The organism is Azospirillum sp. TSH100 (assembly GCF_004923295.1).
In the GTDB taxonomy this organism is placed as follows: Bacteria; Pseudomonadota; Alphaproteobacteria; order Azospirillales; family Azospirillaceae; genus Azospirillum.
Map to the genome: position 1 here is coordinate 1,905,847 of NZ_CP039634.1, position 21,113 is coordinate 1,926,959.

Genomic DNA, 21,113 nt, shown 5'->3' on the forward strand with positions numbered 1-21,113 from the left:
AACAAAAGGAAAGGGGCGGTTTCCCGCCCCTTTGTCTCTGATCAGCGAAGCCTTTCAGCCCGCCTCACTCCCACTCGATGGTGCCGGGCGGCTTCGACGTGATGTCGTAGACCACGCGGTTGACGCCGCGAACCTCGTTGACGATGCGGTTGGACACGCGCGCCAGGAAGTCATGGGGGAAGGGGTACCAGTCGGCGGTCATGCCATCGGTGGAGGTCACCGCGCGCAGGGCCAGCACATGATCATAGGTGCGGCCGTCACCCATCACGCCGACGGTGCGGACCGGCAGCAGCACGGCGAAGGCCTGCCAGATCGCATCATAGAGGCCGGCGTTGCGGATCTCCTCCAGATAGATCGTGTCGGCCTTGCGCAGGATCTCCAGCTTCTCCGGCGTGATCTCGCCGGGGACGCGGATGGCGAGGCCCGGGCCGGGGAAGGGGTGGCGGCCGATGAAGGCCGGCGGCAGGCCCAGTTCGCGGCCGAGCGCGCGGACCTCGTCCTTGAACAGCTCGCGCAGCGGCTCGACCAGCTTCAGCTTCATCCGCTCGGGCAGGCCGCCGACATTGTGGTGCGACTTGATGGTGACCGACGGGCCGCCGGTGAAGGACACGCTCTCGATCACGTCGGGGTAGAGGGTGCCCTGGGCCAGGAACTCCGCACCGCCGACCTTGGCGCTCTCTTCGTCGAAGACCTCGATGAACAGGCCGCCGATGATCTTGCGCTTCTGCTCCGGATCGGTGACACCGGCCAGCTTGCCCAGGAACAGGTCGGCCGCCTCGCGGTGGACCAGCGGGATGTTGTAGTGGTCGCGGAACAGCCGCACGACCTCTTCCGACTCGCCGGCACGCATCAGGCCGGTGTCGACGAAGATGCAGGTCAGCTGGTCGCCGATCGCCTCGTGGATCAGAACGGCGGCGACCGACGAATCGACACCGCCCGACAGGCCGCAGATCACCTTGCCAGTGCCGACCTGGGCGCGGATCTTCTCGATGGCCTGCTGCTTGAAAGCGGCCATGGTCCAGTCGCCCTTGATGCCGGCGACGCGGTGGACGAAGTTCGCCAGCAGCTGGGCGCCATGCGGGGTGTGGACCACCTCCGGATGAAACTGCACGCCATACATGCGGCGGCTGTCATCGGCGATGGCGGCGAAGGGCGCGCCGTCGCTGACCGCCACGGCGCGGAAGCCGTCGGGCAGGGCGGTGACGCGGTCGCCGTGGCTCATCCACACCTGCTCCTTCGATCCGACCGCCCAGAGCCCGTCGAACAGGGCGCAGGGCTCCTTGATCTCGATGAAGGCACGGCCGAACTCGCGATGGTCGGAACCGGAGACGTTGCCGCCAAGCTGCTGACACATCGTCTGCTGGCCGTAGCAGATGCCGAGCACCGGAACCTTCAGGTCGAACACCGCCTGCGGGGCGCGCGGGCCGTTCGCCTCGGTGACGGAGGCCGGGCTGCCCGACAGGATGATCGCCTTCGGGTCATACTCGCGGATGCGCTCGTCGCTCATGCCGAAGGGATGGATTTCACAATAGACCCCGCTCTCGCGCACACGGCGGGCGATGAGCTGGGTCACCTGCGACCCGAAATCGAGAATGAGGACGCGTTCGGCGGAAAGGGAGGCGGCGCTGGACATCGGCGAATCCTGATGCGTGGGGACTCAGGTCCCCTCACTACCGCACCTCCGGCCCCGCCGACAAGCGTGCAAGCGGCGTCAGGTCGCGCCAGCCATAGGCGATCTCGACCAGATCGCTGCCGGCAAACCGGATCGGCCGCTCCGCCACCTTGATTCCGCCCAGCCGCTCGTAGAACCAGCGTGACGGGTTGTCGCGCAGGCACCACACCGCGGCGGAGCGGATTCCGGCGGCCAGGAAACGGTCGGCCATCGCCGCCATCAACCGCCGGCCAATGCCGTAACCCTTTGCGTCGTCTAGCAGATAAAGCGCGTGGAACTCTCCCGCATGGCCCTCCACCGCGACCCGCCGCGTGCCGAAGGAGGCAATGCCGACGACGGTGCCGGGGGCGGCGAACCATCCGGCGACGTCCTCCGCGACGAAGGCACCCTGACCGGGGCCGCGCGTCTCGGCGATGGCTGCCCAGCGCTGGGCGGCGGGCGGTTCGGACAGGTTGACCAGGAATTGCGCCGGGATCAGGCCGGCATAGGTGGACCGCCAGCTCTGCACATGGACTCGGGCCATGCCGGCGGCGTCCGATGCGCGTGCCTGGCGGATTGCGACCGTGGTGTCCGTCATCGACCGACCCTCCCGTGCAGCCTCTCCCCAACAGTTTGGAGTGCCGGCGCTGGAAGTCCAGATGGAAAAGGAGGGAGATGTCCGGCCCGGGGCGGACAGCGGCCCGGTTGTCATCGCGCCGCAACGGAGGTAAACAGCGGGACTTGTTCCGGCGCAACTCCGCACCGATCCTATCGGGCGGGGCCGCGCCAGTCCGTCCCAGGTGCCATGGCGGTGCCGAGGGCGGGGCTCCGGAGACCGGACACCGCATGTATTCCTCGCCTACACTTTCCCGTTACATCGGCCGGCAGTTCGTCGTCTGGTTCTGCCTGCTGATGGTGATCCTGCTCGCCATCGTGCTGCTGCTGGACACGGTGGAACTGCTGCGCCGCGCCGGCACCAAGCCTCACGTCACCTTCGGGCTGGTCGTGGAGATGGCCTTGCTGAAGCTGCCGGAGATCGGACAGCAGATCTTCCCCTTCGTCATCCTCTTCGCCGGCATGTTCACCTTCTGGCGGCTGACGCGCAGCGCCGAGCTGGTGGTGGCCCGTGCGGTCGGCGTTTCGGCCTGGCAGTTCCTGATGCCGGTGATGTTTGCCGCCGCCGCCATCGGCGTGGTGAAAGTGACGCTGATCAACCCGGTCGGCGCCGTTTTCATCGCCAAGTACGAGCAGTTGCAGGACCGCTATCTCAAGCTTCAGTCCAGCACGCTGAACATTTCCCGCTCCGGTCTGTGGCTGCGTCAGACCAACGAGAAGGAGCAGTTCTTCATCCATTCGGAATTGGTGAACCCGGTGACCTTCGAGCTGTCGAACGTCATCGTCTTCCTGTTCGACGCCGATCAGAATTATCTCGGCCGTGTCGATGCGCCCAGCGCCGTGCTGAAGGACCGCAAATGGGAATTGCAGGAGGCGATCCTGAACCGGGCCAAGAAAGACCCGGAAAAACTGGATAGCTACACCATCCCGACCGAACTGGACATGGCGACCATCGAGGAAAGCTTCGCCCCGCCGGAGACGATTTCCTTCTGGGAGCTGCCGCGCTTCATTCACACGCTGGAGACCACCGGATTTCCGGCCGTGCGTCATCGGCTGCATTACCAGTCGCTGCTGGCCCAGCCCTTCCTGTTCCTGGCGATGGTGCTGTTCGCCGCCGCCTTCTCGCTGCGGCTCCCACGCCGCGGCGGGACGATGGCGATGGTTACCGGCGGCGTACTGACCGGCTTCGTGCTGTTCGTGATGACCGACGTCGTCCGCACCTTCGGCATGTCCGAGACGATCCCGATCATCATGGCCGCCTGGAGCCCCGCCGGCATCAGCCTGCTGCTGGGTACCGCCGCGCTTCTGCATCTGGAGGACGGCTGATGGCGAACTGGCAGGGTGAGGCCATTCGTCGCAAAGCGGGCGGTTATCCCGGTCGGTCATAATTCCGCCCTGTAGGTTTGGCACTGGATTGCCGGGTCCGATTCCGTTTGCAAGGGGCACCGGCCCCACCGTAATAACGGGCGACCCGTTTTTGGAGCTTGAGCACCATGTCGAGTTTGCGAGCCGTCCGGACCACCGTCGCCGTGGCGACCGCCTGCGCGCTTCTGGCCCTGCCCGCCGTGGCGCAGTCGAGCAAGGCTGCCGCCGGCGCCGCGGCGCCGCGGACGGGGGACGAGTCCATGCGTCCAGCCCGCGCGCCGGGGTCGGAAGGCATCGCCGCCGTGGTGAATGACGAGGTCGTTTCGGTTTCGGACGTCAATGCCCGCATCCGCATGGCGCTGCTGAATGCCGGCGCCTCCGCCAATCCGGAAACCGCACAGCGGCTCATGCCGCAGGTGATGCGGCTCCTGATCGACGAGCGCCTGCAGATGCAGGAAGCCAAGCGCCAGGGCGTCACGGTGTCGGCATCCGAGATCGATGAGGCCGTCAAGCGCATCGCCGAGCAGAACCGGATGAACGGCCAGCAGCTTCAGGACATGCTGAAGCGCCAGAATGTGCCGCTTTCCACGCTGAAGGACCAGATCAGGGCTTTGCTCGCCTGGCAGAAGGTGATGCAGCGCCGCATCCGCCAGGAGGTCGTGGTCGGCGAGGACGAGATCGATGCCGCGATGGAGCGGCTGAAGGCCAACATCGGCAAGCCGGAATATCTGGTCGCCGAGATCTTCCTGGCGGTGGACAGTCCCGATCAGGATGACGAGGTGCGGCGCAACGCCGACCGTCTGGTGGAAGAGGTGAAGCGCGGCGGCAACTTCGCGGCTCTGGCCCGCCAGTTCTCGCAGTCCGCCGGTGCCGCCGCGGGCGGCGATCTCGGCTGGGTGCGCAGCGGCGAACTGTCGCCGGAAGTGGACAAGGCGCTGTCCAGCATGCGCGGTGGGCAGCTGTCCACGCCGATCCGCACGGCCACCGGCTATCACATTCTGCTGGTGCGCGGTCAGCGGCCCTTCGGCAGCAGCGGCGGCGAGATGCCGATGCCGGCTGCCCAGCCGGTGGCTCCCCGTCCGCAGCCTCGGCCCGATCTGGCCAAGGCCACCGTCAACATGAAGCAGATCATCCTGCCGATCGAATCCAAGGAGCAGACCAAGGCCGTCAAGGAACAGGCCGAGAAGCTGCGCAAGTCGATCAAGAGCTGCGGCGACTTCCAGGCGCGCGCCAAGGAAACCGGCATGCCGGAATCGGGCGATATGGGCACCATGCGGGTCAAGGACATGGCGCCCGGTCTGCAGAATCTCGCGCTCGGCATTCCGCTCGGTCAAGCCAGCCCGGTGCTGATGAGCCCGGCCGCCGCGGTCATCCTGATCGTCTGCAAGCGCGACGTGCCGATGATCCAGCCGCCGCCGGAAGCCCAGCCGGCGCCGCCGCCACCGCCGGCCCCGACTCCGATCAAGGAGGCCAAGCTGCCTGGCCGCGACGAGATCGAGCGCGAACTGGTCAACGAGCGGTCGGAACTGCTGTCGCGCCGTTACCTGCGCGACTTGCGCCGCACCGCCTTCATCGAGACCCGGCTGTGACCGTCGCCCCGCCGGCCAGTTTGCCGCTTGCCCTTACCATGGGGGAGCCGGCCGGCGCCGGCGGGGACATCACCCTGAAAGCCTGGACGGTCCGGCACGAGGCGGGGCTGCCGCCCTTCATCGTGCTTGACGATCCTGCAAGATTGGCGGCGCTGGCCGCATCGCTTGGGCTTGCGGTGCCCGTCCAGTCGGTTTCCTCACCGCAGGAGGGGGCGGTGCTGTTCGACCGCGCGCTGCCGGTCCTGCCGGTCGCGCTTGCGAACCCTGTCATTGCCGGGAAGCCGGACCCCGCCAATGGCGCGGCGGTGATCGCCAGCATCGATCGGGCGGTCGCCCTGGTGCAGGGCGGACAGGCAGCCGCCGTGGTCACCAACCCGATCCAGAAATCCTCGCTCTACGCAGCCGGCTTCCGTCATCCCGGCCACACCGAATATCTGGCGCATCTGGCCGGCCTGACCGAAGAGCCGATCATGATGCTGGCGGCGGCCGACCTGCGGGTGGTGCCGGTGACGATCCATGTATCGGTGCGTGAAGCGGTGAACCAGCTGACCGCAGAGGCCATCATCCATGCCGGACGCGTCACCGCGGCGTCGTTGGTGCGCGACTTCGGCATCGCCCGGCCTCGTCTGGCCGTCGCCGGCCTCAACCCCCATGCGGGGGAGGGCGGGGCGATGGGACGGGAGGAGATCGACATCATCGAGCCGGCCATCGCGGCCCTGCGTGCCGACGGCATCGATGTGTCCGGACCGCGTCCGCCCGACACCATGTTCCATGCCGCCGCCCGCCGCGGCTATGATGCCGCGCTGTGCATGTACCATGATCAGGCGCTGATCCCGGTGAAGACAGTGGATTTCGACAGCGGCGTGAACATCACGCTCGGGCTGCCCTTTGTCCGTACCTCGCCGGACCACGGCACCGCACTGGACATCGCCGGCACGGGCAAGGCGAACGCGACCAGCCTGATTGCGGCACTGAAGACCGCCGACCGGATGGCGCGGAACCGGCAGCGCCTCTCCACCCCTTAAGCGCGGCGTTCCCAGAAAAGAAAAAGGAGCGCCTGTGCGCTCCGTTTTTCATGCCGGTTCCCGGTGCTGTCAGCCCCGATCGTCGGGGTCGTACATCGTCGGGCCGCCCTGGTGATCGTGATGCGAGGGTCCCTGTTCGCGGTGATGATGGGTGCGGGCGATGAAGGGTGCCAGTTCCTGCAGTTCGATGAAGTTGTCGGCCTGACGGCGCAACTCGTCGGCGACCATCGGCGGCTGCGAGCGCACGGTGCTGACGACGCTGAAGCGCACACCCTTGCGCTGAACGGCCTCAACCAGCCGACGGAAGTCGCCGTCGCCGGAGAAAAGCAGAATGTGGTCGACATGGTCGGCCATCTCCATCACGTCGATGGCCAGCTCGATGTCCATGTTTCCCTTGATCTTGCGCCGGCCCGAAGCGTCGGTGAACTCTTTGGTCGGTTTGGTCACCATGGTGTAGCCGTTGTAGTCGAGCCAGTCGACCAGCGGACGGATCGGAGAGTATTCCTGATCCTCGACCAGGGCGGTGTAGTAGAAGGCGCGTACCAGCCGGCCTTCCCCGGCAAAGCCGTCCCGCAACCTTTTGTAATCAATATCGAAGCCTAATGAGCGTGCTGCGGCGTAAAGGTTGGCGCCATCGATGAAAAGGGCGAGGCGCTCTTCCTTGTAAAACAACTTGCTGACATCACGCGGCAAAGTCGAATTCCGGTCCAATGTCAGGATCCTTTCGTCGCTGCTTGGTAAAAATTGATGGAACATGCGCAAATGCCCGCGTTCCAATTTTGAAATCTAGTGTATCGTCGGCAAACATACAAGAGGGCAGCAGTTGCCTACTGTCTCTGAAGGCCATACCGATACGGCTCACAAAGCCTCTTCCGGCCTTCCCCTGGCGCAATGCAGCAACGCTGTGGTTCGCGCTTGCACCTATCGGGCCACATCCATATAGTCTAGAGCCTCCTATGAATCCGGAGTTCGTCTGGCATGGCCCGCGTTACCGTTGAAGATTGCGTCCTGAAGGTTCCGAACCGTTTCGAGCTGGTCATGATGGCCGCCCAGCGCGCCCGCGAAGTCGCGAGCGGGGCTCCGCTGTCGATTGATCGCGACAACGACAAGAACCCGGTCGTGGCGCTCCGCGAGATTGCGGACGAGACGGTGTCGCTCGACTATCTGAAGAACGCCCTCATCAAGGGCCACCAGAAGCATGTCGAGCCGGATGAGCCCGAGGAAGAGATCGTCGAGCTGATGGCCGGCGAGAATGACTGGGCCGCCCGCGGCAACAACTCGCTCGGCGACGAAGACGGCATGAGCGAGAGCGATGGCGAAGAGCTGAGCGAAGACGATGACATCGCCGCCGACATGGATGCTGAGCCGGGCGCCGGTTTCGCCATGACCGAGGATCCCGACGGAGACCTCTGATTCTGGACAACGACCGCAGGACCCGGAGGGGGCGGAGCGTCCCCTCGCCGAACAAGAGGGTGGGGAGCATCCGGCTCCCCTTCGGTTCGTTGAGAACCGCCCTGGGAAACGCCACGCACACTTTTGAGGCGCCGCGCGCGCCGGGTCGGGCCCGATGATCCGGCAGTACGAGCTTGTCGAGCGCGTAAAGGCGTATGATCCCTCGGCGGACGAGGATCTGCTCAACCGCGCCTATGTCTTCTCGATGAAGGCGCACGGGTCCCAGACACGGGCGTCGGGCGATCCCTATTTCCTCCATCCGTTGGAGGTCGCCGGCATCCTGACCCAGATGAAGCTGGACGCCGGTACCATCGCAACGGCGCTGCTTCACGACACGGTCGAGGACACCGTCGCCACGCTCGAAGACATCGAGCGGGTGTTCGGCAAGGAAATCGCGCGTCTGGTCGACGGCGTCACCAAGTTGTCGCGGCTGGAGCTGAACAGCGAGCAGGCCAAGCAGGCGGAGAATTTCCGCAAGCTCGTCATCGCCATGTCGGAGGACATCCGAGTCCTGCTGGTGAAGCTGGCCGACCGGCTGCACAACATGCGCACGCTGTTCCACCTTAAGAAGCCGGAGAAGCGCCGCCGCATCGCCCGCGAGACCATTGAGATCTACTCGCCCTTGGCCGAACGCATCGGCATGCACAAGATCAAGGACGAGTTGGACGATCTCGCCTTCGCGGAACTGAACCCCGATGCGCGGGACAGCATCCTGGCGCAGCTGTCCCGCCTGCGCAGCGAGGGCGAAAACCGCGTCCAGACCATCATCACCGAACTGCGCGAGCTGCTGGCCTCCGAAGGGCTGCCCGACGTGTCGGTGTCGGGGCGCGAGAAGTCGGCCTATTCGATCTGGCGCAAGCTCCAGCGCAAGAATGTCAGCTTCGAACAGCTATCCGACATCATGGCCTTCCGCATCACGGTCGGCTCGGTCGGCGAATGCTATCAGGCACTGGGGATCGTGCACGCCCATTATCCGGTCGTACCGGGGCGCTTCAAGGACTACATCTCCACGCCCAAGCCCAACGGCTATCGCAGCCTGCACACCGGCGTGATCGGTCCCGGCCGCAACCGGATCGAGGTGCAGATCCGCACCCAGGACATGCATGAGATCGCCGAGCTGGGTGTGGCCGCACACTGGGCCTACAAGCAGGATCACCAGCCGCGCCCGAACGGCGGCGAATATCGCTGGCTGCGCGAGTTGCTGGACATTCTGGAACACGCGCAGAAGCCGGAAGAGTTCCTGGAACACACCAAGCTGGAGCTGTTCCAGGACCAGGTCTTCTGCTTCACGCCGAAGGGTGATCTGATCGCGCTGCCGCGCGGCGCCACCCCGGTGGACTTCGCCTATGCCGTCCACTCGCAGGTCGGCGACCATTGCGTCGGGGCGAAGATCAACGGCCGTATGCTGCCGCTGCGCACGCAGTTGCAGAACGGCGATCAGGTCGACATCGTCACGTCGAAGGCGCAGACGCCGGTTCCGGGCTGGGAGCGCTTCGTCGTCACCGGCAAGGCGCGCGCCCGCATCCGCAAGTTCCTGCGCACCCAGCAGCGCGCCCAGTATATGGAGCTGGGCCGCGGTATGCTGGTGCGGCAGTTCAAGTCGGAAGGCTACGAGTTCACTGAAAAGGCGTTGGAAAACGCCATCAAGATCTTCCAGCAGCCGACCGTCGACGATCTGATGGCGGGTGTGGGCTCCGGCTTGCACTCGGTGCGCGAGGTTTTCCACGCCGTCTTCCCTGGCCACAAGGCCCAGGCCGCCCCCGCCGTCCGCGAGACGGAGGAGAGCGCGCCGAAGCCGAAGGCAAAGAACCGCAAGGAATCGGCCCTGCCGATCCGCGGTCTGATCCCTGGTATGGCCGTGCATTACGCCCGTTGCTGCCACCCGCTGCCGGGCGACCGCATCGTCGGTATCGTCACCACCGGCAAGGGCGTTACGATCCACACCATCGATTGCGAGACGTTGGAAAGTTTCCACGAATCGCCCGAGCGCTGGATCGACGTGTCTTGGGAGACCGGCCCGGATTCGCCGGAGGAGCATGTCGGCCGCATCAGCGTCGTCATCGCCAATGAACAGGGCTCGCTCGGCACGCTGTTCACGGTGATCGGCAAGAACCAGGGCAACGTCATCCATCAGAAGATCACGAACCGCAGCACCGATTATTTCGAGCTGCTGATCGACATCGACGTGAAGGATGCCAAGCACCTGACCAACATCATGGCCGCCCTGCGCGCCACCCCCGCCATCCATTCGGTGGAGCGCGCGCGGGGGCGGTGACGCTCCCGCCGGCACGGAATAGCTTCGCACCACAAAGACGCACTATGACGTTGCGCGATGGGGGAACAGGAAATGCGGCTCGGTAAGCTGCTCCTGCCGGTTTCGGTTGCTGCCTTATGCCTGACGTCACTTCATGGAGCCAACGCGGACAATGGCGAGAGGTTGTTCGTGGAGAGATGCGCCATGTGCCACGGGGCGGATGCGAAGGGCTCGGGCCCGCTGGCGCACAAGAGCGACCCTCCGACCCCCGATTTGACGACGCCGGCCTTCAGGAAGCGCCTGGCGGACTATCCCGGCGTCATCGTGTCGTCGGTCATACTCCGCCCCAACGGGGATCTGATCCCGAGGACACTGAAGGAAAATGGCTATCGGGTGCCTCCGCACGCCTGGACCGTCAGGGACTTCCGCGATCTGAACGACTACATGAGCGGCCTGATCCATAGATCGAAATAAGCAAAATCCGCCGGGATTGCCGTTTCGGCCAATCGGCCGGGCGGGGGCGGAGACGGTAAATTCCCTGTCATTCGCGATTGCCTCGGTCGGTTCGGCGTGACGGATGGCGGACGCACCGCTATATAGACGGAATCGTCCCCGCCCGTTCCGGCGGGCGGCGGCGCTTTGGAGTCCTTGCATGTCCCGTCTTCTCCGCCTCGGCGTGAACATCGACCATGTGGCGACCGTCCGCAATGCACGCGGCGGGGCGCATCCCGATCCGGTGCGCGCGGCGAAGCTGGCCATCGAGGCCGGGGCCGACGGGATCACCGCCCATCTGCGCGAGGACCGTCGCCACATCGTGGATCGCGACATCGAGCGGCTGATGGCCGAGATCGACCGTCCGCTGAACTTCGAGATGGCGGCGACCGACGAGATGCTGGGCATCGCCCTGCGTCACAAGCCGCACGCCGCCTGCCTCGTCCCGGAAAAGCGCACCGAGGTGACGACCGAAGGCGGGCTGGACGTGATCGGCCAGTACGACCATCTGGTCCGCCCGGTCGGCGAGCTGGGCGCCGCCGGCATCCGCGTCTCGCTGTTCATCGATCCGGAGCCGGCGCAGCTCGACGCCGCCAAGCGCCTCGGCGCCCCGGTGGTGGAACTGCACACCGGCGCCTATTGCGATGCGCACAGCTCCGCGGAGCGCGAGGCGGAACTGGCGCGCATCGTCCGCGCCGCCGCCCATGCCGAGGCGATCGGGCTGGAATGCCATGCCGGCCACGGGCTGAGCTATGACACCGTCGGCCCGGTGGCGGCGATCCAGACCATCGTCGAACTCAATATCGGCCATTTCCTGATCGGCGAGGCGATCTTCGTCGGTTTGACCAACTCGATCGCCCGCATGCGCAAGGCCATGGATACCGCGCGAAAGGCCGCAGCCCAGTCCGGGACCGCATCCGCATGATGATGTCCGGCACCATCCTCGGCATCGGCAATGACCTGATCGATATCCGGCGGGTCGAAAAGTCGCTGGAGCGCTTCGGCAAGCGCTTCATCGACCGCATCTTCACCGATGTCGAGCAGGCCAAGTCCGAACGCCGCGCCGGCTCCGCCGCGAAGAACAACGCCCGCGCCTCCACCTATGCCAAGCGCTTTGCCGCCAAGGAGGCCTGCTCCAAGGCTCTCGGCACCGGTTTCCGCGACGGGGTGTTCTGGCGCGACATGGGGGTGGTGAACCTGCCGTCCGGCCAGCCGACGATGCGCCTGACCGGCGGGGCGCTGGCCCGGCTGGAGGCGATCACGCCGCAGGGCATGCGCGCCAGAATCCATGTGACGCTGACCGACGAATACCCGATGGCCGAAGCGTTCGTCGTCATCAGCGCCGAACCCATCCAGTCCGAAATGCCCGAAATGCCCACCAGGACGGCGACCCCAGAATGACCTTTCAGAAAGAAACGGCGCCCACCGCCAAGACCAAGGAATCCGGGTTCGCCGAAACCGTCAAGACGGTGATCTTCGCCGTGCTGATCGCCTTCGGCGTCCGGACCTTCGCCTTCGAGCCGTTCAACATCCCGTCGGGGTCGATGATCCCGACTCTGCTGATCGGCGATTACCTGTTCGTGTCGAAGTTCAGCTACGGCTACAGCAAATACACGGTCGGCTTCGGCCTGCCGCTGTTTGAGGGCCGCATCCTGGGCTCCGAACCGCAGCGTGGCGACGTGGCGGTGTTCAAGCTGCCGCGCGACAACAAGACCGACTACATCAAGCGCGTGATCGGCCTGCCGGGCGACACCGTTCAGATGATCGGCGGGATCCTGCACATCAACGGCCAGCCGGTGAAGCGCGAGCGGATCGAGGATTATGTGACCACGGATTCGCTGGGCCGCAGCATCCGCACGGCCCAGTTCATCGAAACTCTGCCCAACGGCCGCACCCACCGCATCATCGAGGAGTCGGACAACGGCCCGCTTGATAATACGCCGGTGTTCAAGGTGCCGCCGGGCCATCTGTTCATGATGGGTGATAACCGCGACAACTCGCTGGACAGCCGCGTGCCGTCGCAGGTCGGTTTCGTTCCCATTGAAAATCTGGTCGGCCGCGCCGAGTTCCTGTTCTTCTCGCTCGATGAGGGCACGCGCTTCTACGAGATCTGGCGCTGGCCGGTCGATCTGCGCTTCAGCCGCCTGTTCAACGGAGTCCGGTAAGTGTCCACCGTCACCAAGGCGTCCACCGATCCGGGCGCCGGCTCCGAACCCCAGGCCGATGGCGCCGTCCAGTCGGCAGACGTCTCAGGACTTGCCCGTTCGCTGGGCTATGAGTTTTCCGATCTGTCGCTCCTGCGCGACGCCGTCACCCATCCGAGCCTGATGGGGCTCGAGCGGACCGGCCGAAAATCGCACAAGGGGCCGGGCATCGCTTATGAACGGCTGGAGTTCCTCGGCGACCGGGTCGTCGGGCTGGTCGTTGCGCAGTGGCTGCTGGAACGCTATCCGAACGAGCGCGAGGGGGCGCTCGCCAAGCGGCACGCCGCGCTGGTGCGCCGGGAGTCTCTCGGCCGTGTCGCAGACGCCATCGGGCTGGGCGCCTATCTGCGCCTGTCGCCGGCGGAGGCGCAGAGTGGTGGGCGGGAGAACCGCACCATCCTGGGCGACGCCTGCGAGGCGGTGCTGGGCGCGATGTATCTCGATGGCGGACTGGAGCCGGTGACGCGCTTTGTCCGACAGGCGTTGGCCGGCGAGATCGACAAGGCGACGCCGCCGCCGCTGGATAGCAAGACGACCTTGCAGGAATGGGCGCAGGGGCGCGGCAAACCGTTGCCCCGTTATGAACTGATCGAACGCAGCGGCCCGGCGCACGAGCCGCTGTTCGTGGTTGCGGTGCATGTGGCGGGTATGGATCCGGTCTCCGGGTCGGGTTCGTCCAAGCGCATCGCGGAAAAGAAGGCGGCCAGCACATTGCTGCGCCAGGTGGGAGTACAAGTCGATGACTGACGGTCGCGACGACATCGACAAGAGCAAGATTGAGCCTGGTTCCGACGCTGCGGAGCCGTCACCGGACTCCGTGGGGGAGCCCGGGATGGACGACGAGGCGCTCAACCATGAGAGCGTTGGCGGCGAGGACGCCGAAGACGACGACTTCGACGACGAAGACGACGAAGACGGCGATTACGAGGATGACGAGGACGAGGATGATGAGGACTCCCCGCGCGGGCAGCCCATCTCCGTCCTGCCGCCTCTGCCGGCGATGCCGGAGCATCCGCGCTGCGGTTTCATCGCGCTGGTCGGCGCGCCAAATGCCGGCAAGTCGACGCTGCTGAACGCGATGATCGGCAGCAAGGTGTCGATCGTCAGCCCGAAGGTGCAGACCACCCGCACCCGCGTGCTGGGCATCACCATCCAGGGTGATGCCCAGATGATCTTCGTCGACACCCCCGGCATCTTCAAGCCGAAGCGCCGGCTGGACCGCGCCATGGTGGCGGCGGCCTGGCAGGGGGCGGAGGACGCCGACGTGATCGGCGTGCTGTACGACGTGTCGCGCCGCTCGATCGACGAGGACACCCGCAGCATCGTCGCCCGGCTGAAGGAGCAGGGGCGCGAAGCGATCCTGATCCTGAACAAGATCGATCTGGTGAAGCGGGACGTCCTGCTGGGCATCGCCGACGCCTTCCGGCAGGAAGGCATCTTCTCCGATATCTTCATGGTGTCGGCCTTCACCGAGGATGGCGTCGCCGATCTGAAGCAGTTCCTGGCCGACCGGCTGCCGGAAGGACCGTGGCATTTCCCGGAGGACCAGATCTCCGACATGCCGATGCGCCTGCTGGCGGCGGAGATCACCCGCGAGAAGCTGTTCCTGCAGCTTCACCAGGAGCTTCCCTATTCCGCCACGGTCGAGACCGAGGTGTGGGAGGAGTTCGAGGACGGCTCGGTCAAGATTTCCCAGGTCATCTTCGTTCAGCGCGAGAGCCAGAAGGCCATCGTGCTGGGCAAGGGCGGTCAGCGGATCAAGGCGCTGGGCTCCGCCGCGCGGAAAGAGCTGACTGAAATGCTGGAACGTCGCGTCCACCTGATCCTGTTCGTGAAGGTGCGCGAGGGCTGGGTCGATGATCCGGAGCGTTATTCGGCCTGGGGGCTGGATTTCGGGGCGTCTTGACAACGAAAAGGCCCTCTCCCGCGGGAGAGGGCCTTTTACTTTTTTAGGGCTTCGCCGGCCTTATGCGGCCAGCAGGCGCAGGTGGCCGTCGAAATCGTCGAGCGCACGCATCAGGTCCATCATCGCCTGATCGGCCTGGGCACGGGCGAAGGGCCATGCGTCGTCGTCGGCCATGTGAGCGGCCTCGATGCGGGCGATGGCGCGGTTGTTCAAGCCGCGGAGACGGTCGAGCGTGCGTTCCCACGTCTCTCGCCGATCGCTGTCGGCGCGCTCCACCATTGACCGCAGGGTTTCCATGCGGTCGGTGGCGCGTAGCACCAGATCACGGCTCAGAGTGTCGAACGCTTGCCGGTTGCGGCGGCTCATGAGGTGTCCTCCTTTGATCCTCAACCGATTTTGACCTCTCGGCCGATTTGCAGGATAGCCTCCAGCAGATGCTGCGAAAACGCACCCAAAGCGCAGTCGGCCCAGCCCGATTGGGAGATGCCGTCCTGTTTTGCGGTGCGATTTAGCAGTCGCGGGATACCTGCCTGAATCCAAATTCCGCCGGGCTGCCCGATCCATCAAGGAGAAAGCAAGCCCGGAGGCCGAGGAAGTCTTCCTGGTTGGATTGCGTTTCCTCCAGGGCTGGTTTCATCCGGCCCGTTGGCGTTCTTATACGCCGTCATTTTGACGACGTTCTTTTGTTTTGGTGACGCTTTTGTGCCGGATTGGCGATGCCGGGTCAATCCGCCCAAAAATCATAGACGGCGCGCAATCTGTCGCAGCCTAAAGGCGAGGTTGTAGACCCGATATTGAGCGGAAAGTCGGAAGTGGTAGAGCCGGGGGAGGGCAGTCCTAGACCGATATGTTCGTTGTCATTCGGCCGCGACGGCATAGGCGGGAATTGCCACGGCGTTGGCCGGCTCGGGAAGGGGCGAACCGCAGCAGGCGGCGGCCGGCGTCGCCGCGGCGGTGCTGACGGCAGTCGCGGCAGCGGCCTGCTGGGCGCAGTTGGCGCGGTATTCGCTGGCCATGCTGCGCATGGTGGACACGCATTTGCCGCACTGGACTTGGCAATTGTGATGGCGGAACACCGAGGCCGGGGTCGTGGCGCCCTGATCGAACGCAGCCTTGACCTTCTTATCGTTCAACGCGTGGCAGATGCAGATGTACATAAGCCCTCGGTGACGGTCGGTTTCAGTGAGATGTCCTGAGCCCAGCAATAGCTGAGAGTGAGAATCGTTGTCAACGTGGCAATTGCGAGCCAATCGCATATAAGAGCTCCCGAGACGCTTTGTCACAGCCCCCTTCGCGTGATGCCGAAAGGGGTGGTCAGGGAAGTTGGTCGCATCCTTGCGCTTGCATTCGCCGGCCGACGGCGGTAGCCCGTGAGGCATGGACGACAGCACCCCCCAAAATGCACCCGACACTGCTCCGCAAGCTTCTTCCGGCGCGGTGGTGACCCCGCTCGGCCAGACGGTCTATCTGGCGGCGGACGGCTTCCTCGACGATCTGGTGGCGGAGCTGGGGGACGTCACGTCGGTCGACGGCCGGCTGGTCTTCGTCGACGGCCCGGTGCGGCCGTCGGCCTGGGCGCAGAACATCTGGTACGACCCGGTGCGCATCGAGTTCGCATCTATCAAGGGCGGCGCCAAGGCCCTGCGCGGCATCCAGCGCAATTGGGCACTGTGGTCGCAGCTGCATCACCGCCGTGCCGCCCTGATCCAGGAAAATCTGCCGCACGTCTCGGCGAAGCCGGTGGTCTTCCCGTCACCGCTGCCCACCGCGCCGCTGGGGTCCTGGACGCTGACCGACGAGTCGACGATCATCGCCGCGGCGCGCTGCTCCAGCCCCTTCCGCAACGGTGAGGTCACCTTCGTCGAGAACCGCACGGCCCCGCCGAACCGCGCCTATCTGAAGCTGTGGGAGGCTCTGACCCTGTTCGGTGAGCAGCCGGGGCCGGGCAACCGCTGCCTCGATCTCGGCGCCTGTCCGGGCGGCTGGACCTGGGTGCTGCACGAGCTGGGGGCGTCGGTGGTCAGTGTCGACAAGGCGCCGCTCGATCCCGCCATCGCCGCTCTGCCGCGGGTGGAAATCCGCCAGGAGAGCGCCTTCGGCCTGAAGCCGGCCACGGTGGGGCCGGTGGATTGGCTGTGCTGCGACGTGATCTGCTATCCGACCCGGTTGCTGCGGCTGGTGAAGGAGTGGATGGACAGCGGCCTCGCCAAGCGCTTCATCTGTACGCTGAAGTTCCAGGCGGAGACCGACCACGAGACCGCCCGCGCCTTTGCTGCGATTCCCGGCGGTCGGGTGCTCCATCTCCACCACAACAAGCACGAGCTGACCTGGATGTGGCCGGCACAGTAGGGGCCGGCATCCAGGCCTGTCCGTTCATCCCACCGCTCGTCCCTCGGCATAGCCGAAGCTGACGTAATGCTGCTTGGCGGCGGTCAGGTTGCCGCCGACCGCACTGTTGACGTCCGGGTTGGCGGCCAGATAGGCGGCGGCGTTGAAGCGGGTCAGCGAGCGCCCCTCCAGCCGGCCGCTGACGATGTAATGCAGTTCCGCCGCTTCGCGGTTGCTGCCGAAGGCCGCGATCAGGTCGGGGTTGCTGGCCTGATAGGACAGCGTGTCGAACAGCGTGGAACTGCGGCCCTCGCGGTTGCCGACCTCGATGTAGTGGCGCGTCGCCGCGGTGACGTCTGTGCCGAAGCTGCCCAGCAGGTCGCCATAGCCGGCCAGATAATTGTAGGGGTCGAAGCCGGTCAGGCTGCGCCCTTCATAGACGCCGGCACCGGCGAGATGCTGCGTCGCCGCCGCAGTGTTGGTGCCAAGGGCCGCGATCAGGTCGGTGTTGGAGGCGACATAGCGCAGCGCGTCGAAACTGCCCGTCACCGCGGAGGACAGGGAGACGCTGCCGTCGGAGAAGCGCAGAAACTCGATGTTGGACAGGATGTCGTTGCCGTCGGCGCCGCTGACGATGTAACGGCCGGTGTCCAACTGCTGGACGCTGTACTGTGCCCGGCTGCCGCTGAACACCACGGTGTCGGTGCCGGCGCCGCCATCCAGGACATCGCCCAGGGTGTTGACGGTGAAGCTGTCGTTGCCGCTGCCGCCGGTCGCCTGCTGCACCTTGGTGCCGTAGGCCAACGCCAGGAAGGTGGTGCTGCCGGCACTGCTGAACTGGCCGTCGCGCAGGTCGATCGCCAGCGAGGCCGTCTGGGCGCTGCCGTTCAGGCTGTTACGGCCGTTGGGATCCCACAGGGTGGTGAAGGTGCCGGTGTTCAGCGTGTAGCTGGTGTCGCCGGCTCCGGTCGACATGTTGGCGCCGTAGAGATACTGGATCGCGGCAATGTCGTAGAGGCTCGGGCCGGTCAGATAGGTGCCGGACGGAAGCGCGTCGTTGTCGTTGTAGGACATGATGCTGTAGGCATAATTGTCCGTCGCCGTCGGCAGATACGGTCCCTCGGTTCCGCCATCGCTGCCGGCATTGTAGTTGCCGGGATGCTTCAGGCCCAGCGCGTGGCCGATCTCGTGGATGACGGTCATGTAGCTGTAGCTGCCGACCGTCGGGTTGGCGTTGCCCGAACTGTCGTTGGCCAGGAACACCTGACCGCCCTGGGCGCCGGTGGAGGGATAGTAGGCGTAGGCGGCCGACTGGCCGCTCTGCCGGTTGGTCCCGAAGGCGACCTCGGCGCTGGCTGCGTCGGAGATTTCGACGAAGGTGATGTTGGCGACGGCGCTCCAGGCCGCCAGCGCCTGCCGGACGGCCGTGCGCTGGGCGGTGTTCATCGCGGCGAAGCCTGTGGAGTCGGCGGAGGAGATCTGCCGTGAACTGGTCAGGAACCCATAGGTAACGGTAACGGCGCCGCCGACTGAACTGCCGTTCAGCACCGTGCCGTTGTTGCCCCAATGCGGCGTTCCGCTGGGGAGAAGGGCGGCGACGGTGCTGGACGGCGCAGATTGACTCATGGGCGCGGGCTCTCGCGGCAGTCGGGGAGGGGTAGCCCCGACGGATGTCGGGCCACTTTGGATATCCGACTGATACGGAAGACCAGATCGGCCTCCAGCGCAACAGGTCAGGCGCGGCGCAGGGCCATTTCGATGGATGGACGCAGCATGGAGGCGGCGGCATGGCCGATCTCCACCGCTTCGGCGGCGCGGTCGAACTCCAGGATGCCGATGTGGGCGAGCCGTGGCGCGATCAGCACATCCGGCGGCTCGCCGGCCAGGCGGGACCGTGTGATGCGGTCCTGCATGATGTCGATGGACCCGGCCATCACCTCCAGCGCGTTGGGCATCTGCCTGTGGGCATGGGCGTCGTCGATCTGGTCGGCCAGGAACTGGGTGCGCCGGCTTGGCTTGCGGCCAAGCCATGTGGAGATCTGGCTGGTCAGATGCGACAGCGCGGGGGATCCGGCATCACCGCCGGCCACCACCGGCTCCGGCGCCTTTGCCGACACCGCCTTTCCGTTGCCGCGGCCGTTTGGCCGACCAAGCGGAGACAGTTCGCTGTTGAGGTTGACCGCAACCACCACGTCTGCGCCCAGCGCCCGGCAGAGCGAGACCGGCACCGGATTGACCAGCGCGCCGTCCACCAGCAGGTGATGGTCGCGCCGCACCGCCGGGAACAGGCCAGGCATGGCGGCCGAAGCCAGGACCGCCGACATCAGCGGGCCGTCGCGCAACCACATCTCGCGCCCGGTCGACAGGTCGGTGGCGACCGTGGCGAAGGGCATGGGCAGATCCTCGATCAGGACGTTGCTGCGTTCGTTGTCGAAACGCCCGAACGCCTTTTCGGCGGCGACCAGGCCGCCGCGGCGGAAGGTGAGATCGATGATGCCGAGCATGCCGAGCCAGCCCATCTTCTGCGCCCAGGCCTGAAGCTCGTCCAACTGGTCGGTCAGGTAGGCGGCGGCCACTGCGGCGCCGATGGATGTGCCGCAGATGATGTCGGGCTTGATCCCGACTTCCTCCAGCGCGCGCAGGACGCCGATGTGGGCCCAGCCACGCGCCGCCCCGCTGCCCAGCGCAAGCCCGATCTTCAGGTCGGTTCCCTTCGCCATCCGCATCTCCCGTCGGCGCCCCCTGTCTGGAGGCCGGATGCCCCCGGGCATCGGAGGCTTGATCTAGAGCTTATCATCTAGGCGTTACCGCCCGATTTCGGAAGCGGCCGGAAGTGGCACGCCGCCGGAGACGGGGTCGTCGCCGCACGCGAGATGGGAAATGTGAAAAATTTAGCCGATCTTTGACCTGGATCAGCGGTCGCATCGTCGTGACTGTGGCATTTCTGTGCCAGTGGGCAGGCATGATCGTATCAGTCGGCGATTTTAACCATACGTCAACTGGACCTGATACAGTTTCGTTGCGTTGCAATGTAGTTCTCGAACCCCGGAAGGTCTGTCATGGCTGACGAACTGAAAAGCTTCCGAAAGGACTGGAAACGCTGGTCGCCGACGGAACGGTTGGTTGCCGTCACCGTGCTGGTCCTGATCGCTCTTCTTGGTGCGCCGGTCGCCGTCGGCCTGTTCTGATCCGCATCTCCGCCGACACCCGCGCCGATGCGGTTGCGCGGGCAACAGTGTGACGCGCCGGCAACTCAGGCGCAGTGATTAGGACCTCGGACAGGGTCATCTTTACGGGCTCTTAACCCTCCCGCCATAGGCTTGGTCGGCTCGGACAGTTCCTGGGACGGTTGGGCGCCACAAGCGGTCGGAGCATCGAACCTCCGCCACAAAGGGCACCGACGGTGCGCTCGCCGGAGGGCGCGGACCGGGGAGGTTCCGGCATATTCCGCCAAGGCTTTGCCCCTCTCGCTGGACACGCCCGATGACCTTCTCCGCCCAATCCGCCGTGACGGAACAGAAGCTCCTGAGACAGCGCCTCGACACTGCCTTCGCTGAGGCCGCGCAACCGCTGTCGCGCGAGGAGGTGACGGACATCGTCCGCAACATCCTGGGCAGCATGGACGGCGACATCTCCGCCACCGACCTGCGCCTGTACAAGGAGGTCGTCGACCTCGCCAAGTACATCGAGACGGCAAAGCAGGAAATCGCCGCTCTCCAGCCGGCCGAAATCCGCGACGAACACATCCGAACCGCGACGGACGAACTGGATGCGGTGATCGGCGCGACGGAGAAGGCGACCTTCGCCATCTTCGACGCCTGCGACGCGATTGGCGCCATCGCCGGGCAAACGGACACCGACACCTCGGCGAAGCTGAACGACCAGATCACGGCGATCTACGAGGCCTGCAACTTCCAGGACATCACCGGCCAGCGCATCAGCAAGGTGGTGCGGACGCTGAAGCATATCGAATCGAAAGTGGATATGATCGTTGCCGCCTTTGGCAGCGAGGTTCGCCAGAACCACGCCCCGAGGCTCGCCAAGCTGGCGGCGGAAGATGCGGAAGCTGCCGTCCATTACGAGCCGATGAGCGCGGAGGAGGCGGACAAGCAGCTTCTGCACGGTCCGCAGCTGCCGGGCAACGCCATGGACCAGGACGAGATCGACCGTCTGCTGGCCAGCTTCGACTGACGCCATGCTGCCCGGCTCCCCCTTCAACAGGTCCGGCGGCC

21 protein-coding genes are annotated in these 21,113 nt (G+C 65.5%); 14 read left to right on the top strand and 7 right to left on the bottom strand.

All coding sequences use genetic code 11. The features are described 5' to 3' along the window. Positions 1–64: 64 nt before the first annotated feature. Together guaA and E6C72_RS09055 are read right to left on the bottom strand one after the other, a co-directional pair. On the bottom strand, positions 65–1,633 hold the full coding sequence (guaA, locus tag E6C72_RS09050) for a glutamine-hydrolyzing GMP synthase (RefSeq protein ID WP_109086538.1): 1,569 nt from the start codon (positions 1,631–1,633) through the stop codon (positions 65–67). Between the two features lie 37 nt (positions 1,634–1,670). After that, positions 1,671–2,249 (bottom strand): GNAT family N-acetyltransferase, encoded by a 579-nt coding sequence (locus tag E6C72_RS09055; RefSeq protein ID WP_109086539.1) that lies wholly within the window; start codon positions 2,247–2,249, stop codon positions 1,671–1,673. 248 nt (positions 2,250–2,497) lie between these two features. Between E6C72_RS09055 and lptG the strand changes: the two genes are divergently transcribed. The 3 genes from lptG to pdxA all read left to right on the top strand — a co-directional run bounded on the left by lptG (position 2,498) and on the right by pdxA (position 6,245). Next, a complete protein-coding gene (lptG, locus tag E6C72_RS09060; protein ID WP_109086540.1) occupies positions 2,498–3,592 on the top strand; it encodes an LPS export ABC transporter permease LptG in 1,095 nt (364 codons plus the stop codon). A gap of 167 nt (positions 3,593–3,759) precedes the next feature. Then, positions 3,760–5,220, top strand: a complete 1,461-nt coding sequence (locus tag E6C72_RS09065) for a peptidylprolyl isomerase (RefSeq protein WP_109086541.1) — start codon at positions 3,760–3,762, stop codon at positions 5,218–5,220. 38 nt (positions 5,221–5,258) lie between these two features. Further along, a complete protein-coding gene (gene pdxA, locus E6C72_RS09070; RefSeq protein WP_371298438.1) occupies positions 5,259–6,245 on the top strand; it encodes a 4-hydroxythreonine-4-phosphate dehydrogenase PdxA in 987 nt (328 codons plus the stop codon). Positions 6,246–6,314: 69 nt separating this feature from the next. Here pdxA and E6C72_RS09075 read toward each other — a convergent pair whose 3' ends face one another. Then, on the bottom strand, positions 6,315–6,917 hold the full coding sequence (locus tag E6C72_RS09075; RefSeq protein WP_109086624.1) for an NYN domain-containing protein: 603 nt from the start codon (positions 6,915–6,917) through the stop codon (positions 6,315–6,317). A gap of 306 nt (positions 6,918–7,223) precedes the next feature. On the opposite strand from E6C72_RS09075, the gene rpoZ reads away from it, so the two are divergent. The 8 genes from rpoZ (at position 7,224) to era (ending at position 14,553) form a co-directional block, all read left to right on the top strand. Beyond that, positions 7,224–7,658 carry a DNA-directed RNA polymerase subunit omega gene (gene rpoZ, locus E6C72_RS09080; RefSeq protein ID WP_109086543.1) on the top strand — a complete coding sequence of 145 codons (435 nt, stop codon included), beginning with the start codon at positions 7,224–7,226 and terminating at the stop codon, positions 7,656–7,658. A gap of 154 nt (positions 7,659–7,812) precedes the next feature. Next, positions 7,813–9,972, top strand: coding sequence for a bifunctional (p)ppGpp synthetase/guanosine-3',5'-bis(diphosphate) 3'-pyrophosphohydrolase (locus E6C72_RS09085; protein ID WP_109086544.1), 2,160 nt, complete (start codon positions 7,813–7,815; stop codon positions 9,970–9,972). A gap of 72 nt (positions 9,973–10,044) precedes the next feature. Continuing rightward, entirely contained in the window at positions 10,045–10,425 is a 381-nt protein-coding gene (locus E6C72_RS09090) for a cytochrome c (protein ID WP_109086545.1), read from the top strand. 178 nt (positions 10,426–10,603) lie between these two features. Beyond that, positions 10,604–11,368: a pyridoxine 5'-phosphate synthase gene (locus E6C72_RS09095; RefSeq protein WP_109086546.1), complete on the top strand. Its 765-nt coding sequence runs from the start codon at positions 10,604–10,606 to the stop codon at positions 11,366–11,368. Next, a complete protein-coding gene (gene acpS, locus E6C72_RS09100) occupies positions 11,365–11,844 on the top strand; it encodes a holo-ACP synthase (RefSeq protein ID WP_109086547.1) in 480 nt (159 codons plus the stop codon). Before E6C72_RS09095 ends, acpS begins: the two co-directional genes overlap by 4 nt. Next, complete coding sequence (gene lepB / locus E6C72_RS09105; RefSeq protein ID WP_109086548.1) at positions 11,841–12,608, top strand: signal peptidase I; 768 nt, start codon at positions 11,841–11,843, stop codon at positions 12,606–12,608. The genes acpS and lepB overlap by 4 nt, the downstream gene beginning before the upstream one ends. Continuing rightward, positions 12,609–13,394: a ribonuclease III gene (gene rnc, locus E6C72_RS09110; protein WP_109086549.1), complete on the top strand. Its 786-nt coding sequence runs from the start codon at positions 12,609–12,611 to the stop codon at positions 13,392–13,394. Positions 13,395–13,647: 253 nt separating this feature from the next. After that, positions 13,648–14,553: a GTPase Era gene (era, locus tag E6C72_RS09115; protein WP_109086625.1), complete on the top strand. Its 906-nt coding sequence runs from the start codon at positions 13,648–13,650 to the stop codon at positions 14,551–14,553. A gap of 60 nt (positions 14,554–14,613) precedes the next feature. Here era and E6C72_RS09120 read toward each other — a convergent pair whose 3' ends face one another. Both E6C72_RS09120 and E6C72_RS09125 read right to left on the bottom strand, forming a co-directional pair. Further along, positions 14,614–14,919: a hypothetical protein gene (locus E6C72_RS09120; protein WP_042442658.1), complete on the bottom strand. Its 306-nt coding sequence runs from the start codon at positions 14,917–14,919 to the stop codon at positions 14,614–14,616. Between the two features lie 491 nt (positions 14,920–15,410). Next, complete coding sequence (locus E6C72_RS09125) at positions 15,411–15,710, bottom strand: bacterioferritin-associated ferredoxin (protein ID WP_109086550.1); 300 nt, start codon at positions 15,708–15,710, stop codon at positions 15,411–15,413. Positions 15,711–15,930: 220 nt separating this feature from the next. Here E6C72_RS09125 and E6C72_RS09130 point away from each other — a divergent pair, with 220 nt between their 5' ends. Beyond that, a complete protein-coding gene (locus E6C72_RS09130; protein WP_247875785.1) occupies positions 15,931–16,902 on the top strand; it encodes an SAM-dependent methyltransferase in 972 nt (323 codons plus the stop codon). A 24-nt stretch (positions 16,903–16,926) separates the two neighbouring features. On the opposite strand, the gene E6C72_RS09135 is transcribed toward E6C72_RS09130, so the two are convergent. Then, a complete protein-coding gene (locus E6C72_RS09135) occupies positions 16,927–18,507 on the bottom strand; it encodes a matrixin family metalloprotease (RefSeq protein WP_109086552.1) in 1,581 nt (526 codons plus the stop codon). Positions 18,508–18,614: 107 nt separating this feature from the next. Continuing rightward, positions 18,615–19,601, bottom strand: coding sequence for a patatin-like phospholipase family protein (locus tag E6C72_RS32615; RefSeq protein WP_109086553.1), 987 nt, complete (start codon positions 19,599–19,601; stop codon positions 18,615–18,617). 339 nt (positions 19,602–19,940) lie between these two features. Between E6C72_RS32615 and E6C72_RS32540 the strand changes: the two genes are divergently transcribed. Together E6C72_RS32540 and E6C72_RS09145 are read left to right on the top strand one after the other, a co-directional pair. After that, positions 19,941–20,069, top strand: coding sequence for a hypothetical protein (locus tag E6C72_RS32540; protein WP_256379110.1), 129 nt, complete (start codon positions 19,941–19,943; stop codon positions 20,067–20,069). Between the two features lie 295 nt (positions 20,070–20,364). Beyond that, a complete protein-coding gene (locus tag E6C72_RS09145) occupies positions 20,365–21,072 on the top strand; it encodes a protein phosphatase CheZ (protein WP_109086554.1) in 708 nt (235 codons plus the stop codon). The last annotated feature ends 41 nt before the right edge of the window (positions 21,073–21,113 follow it).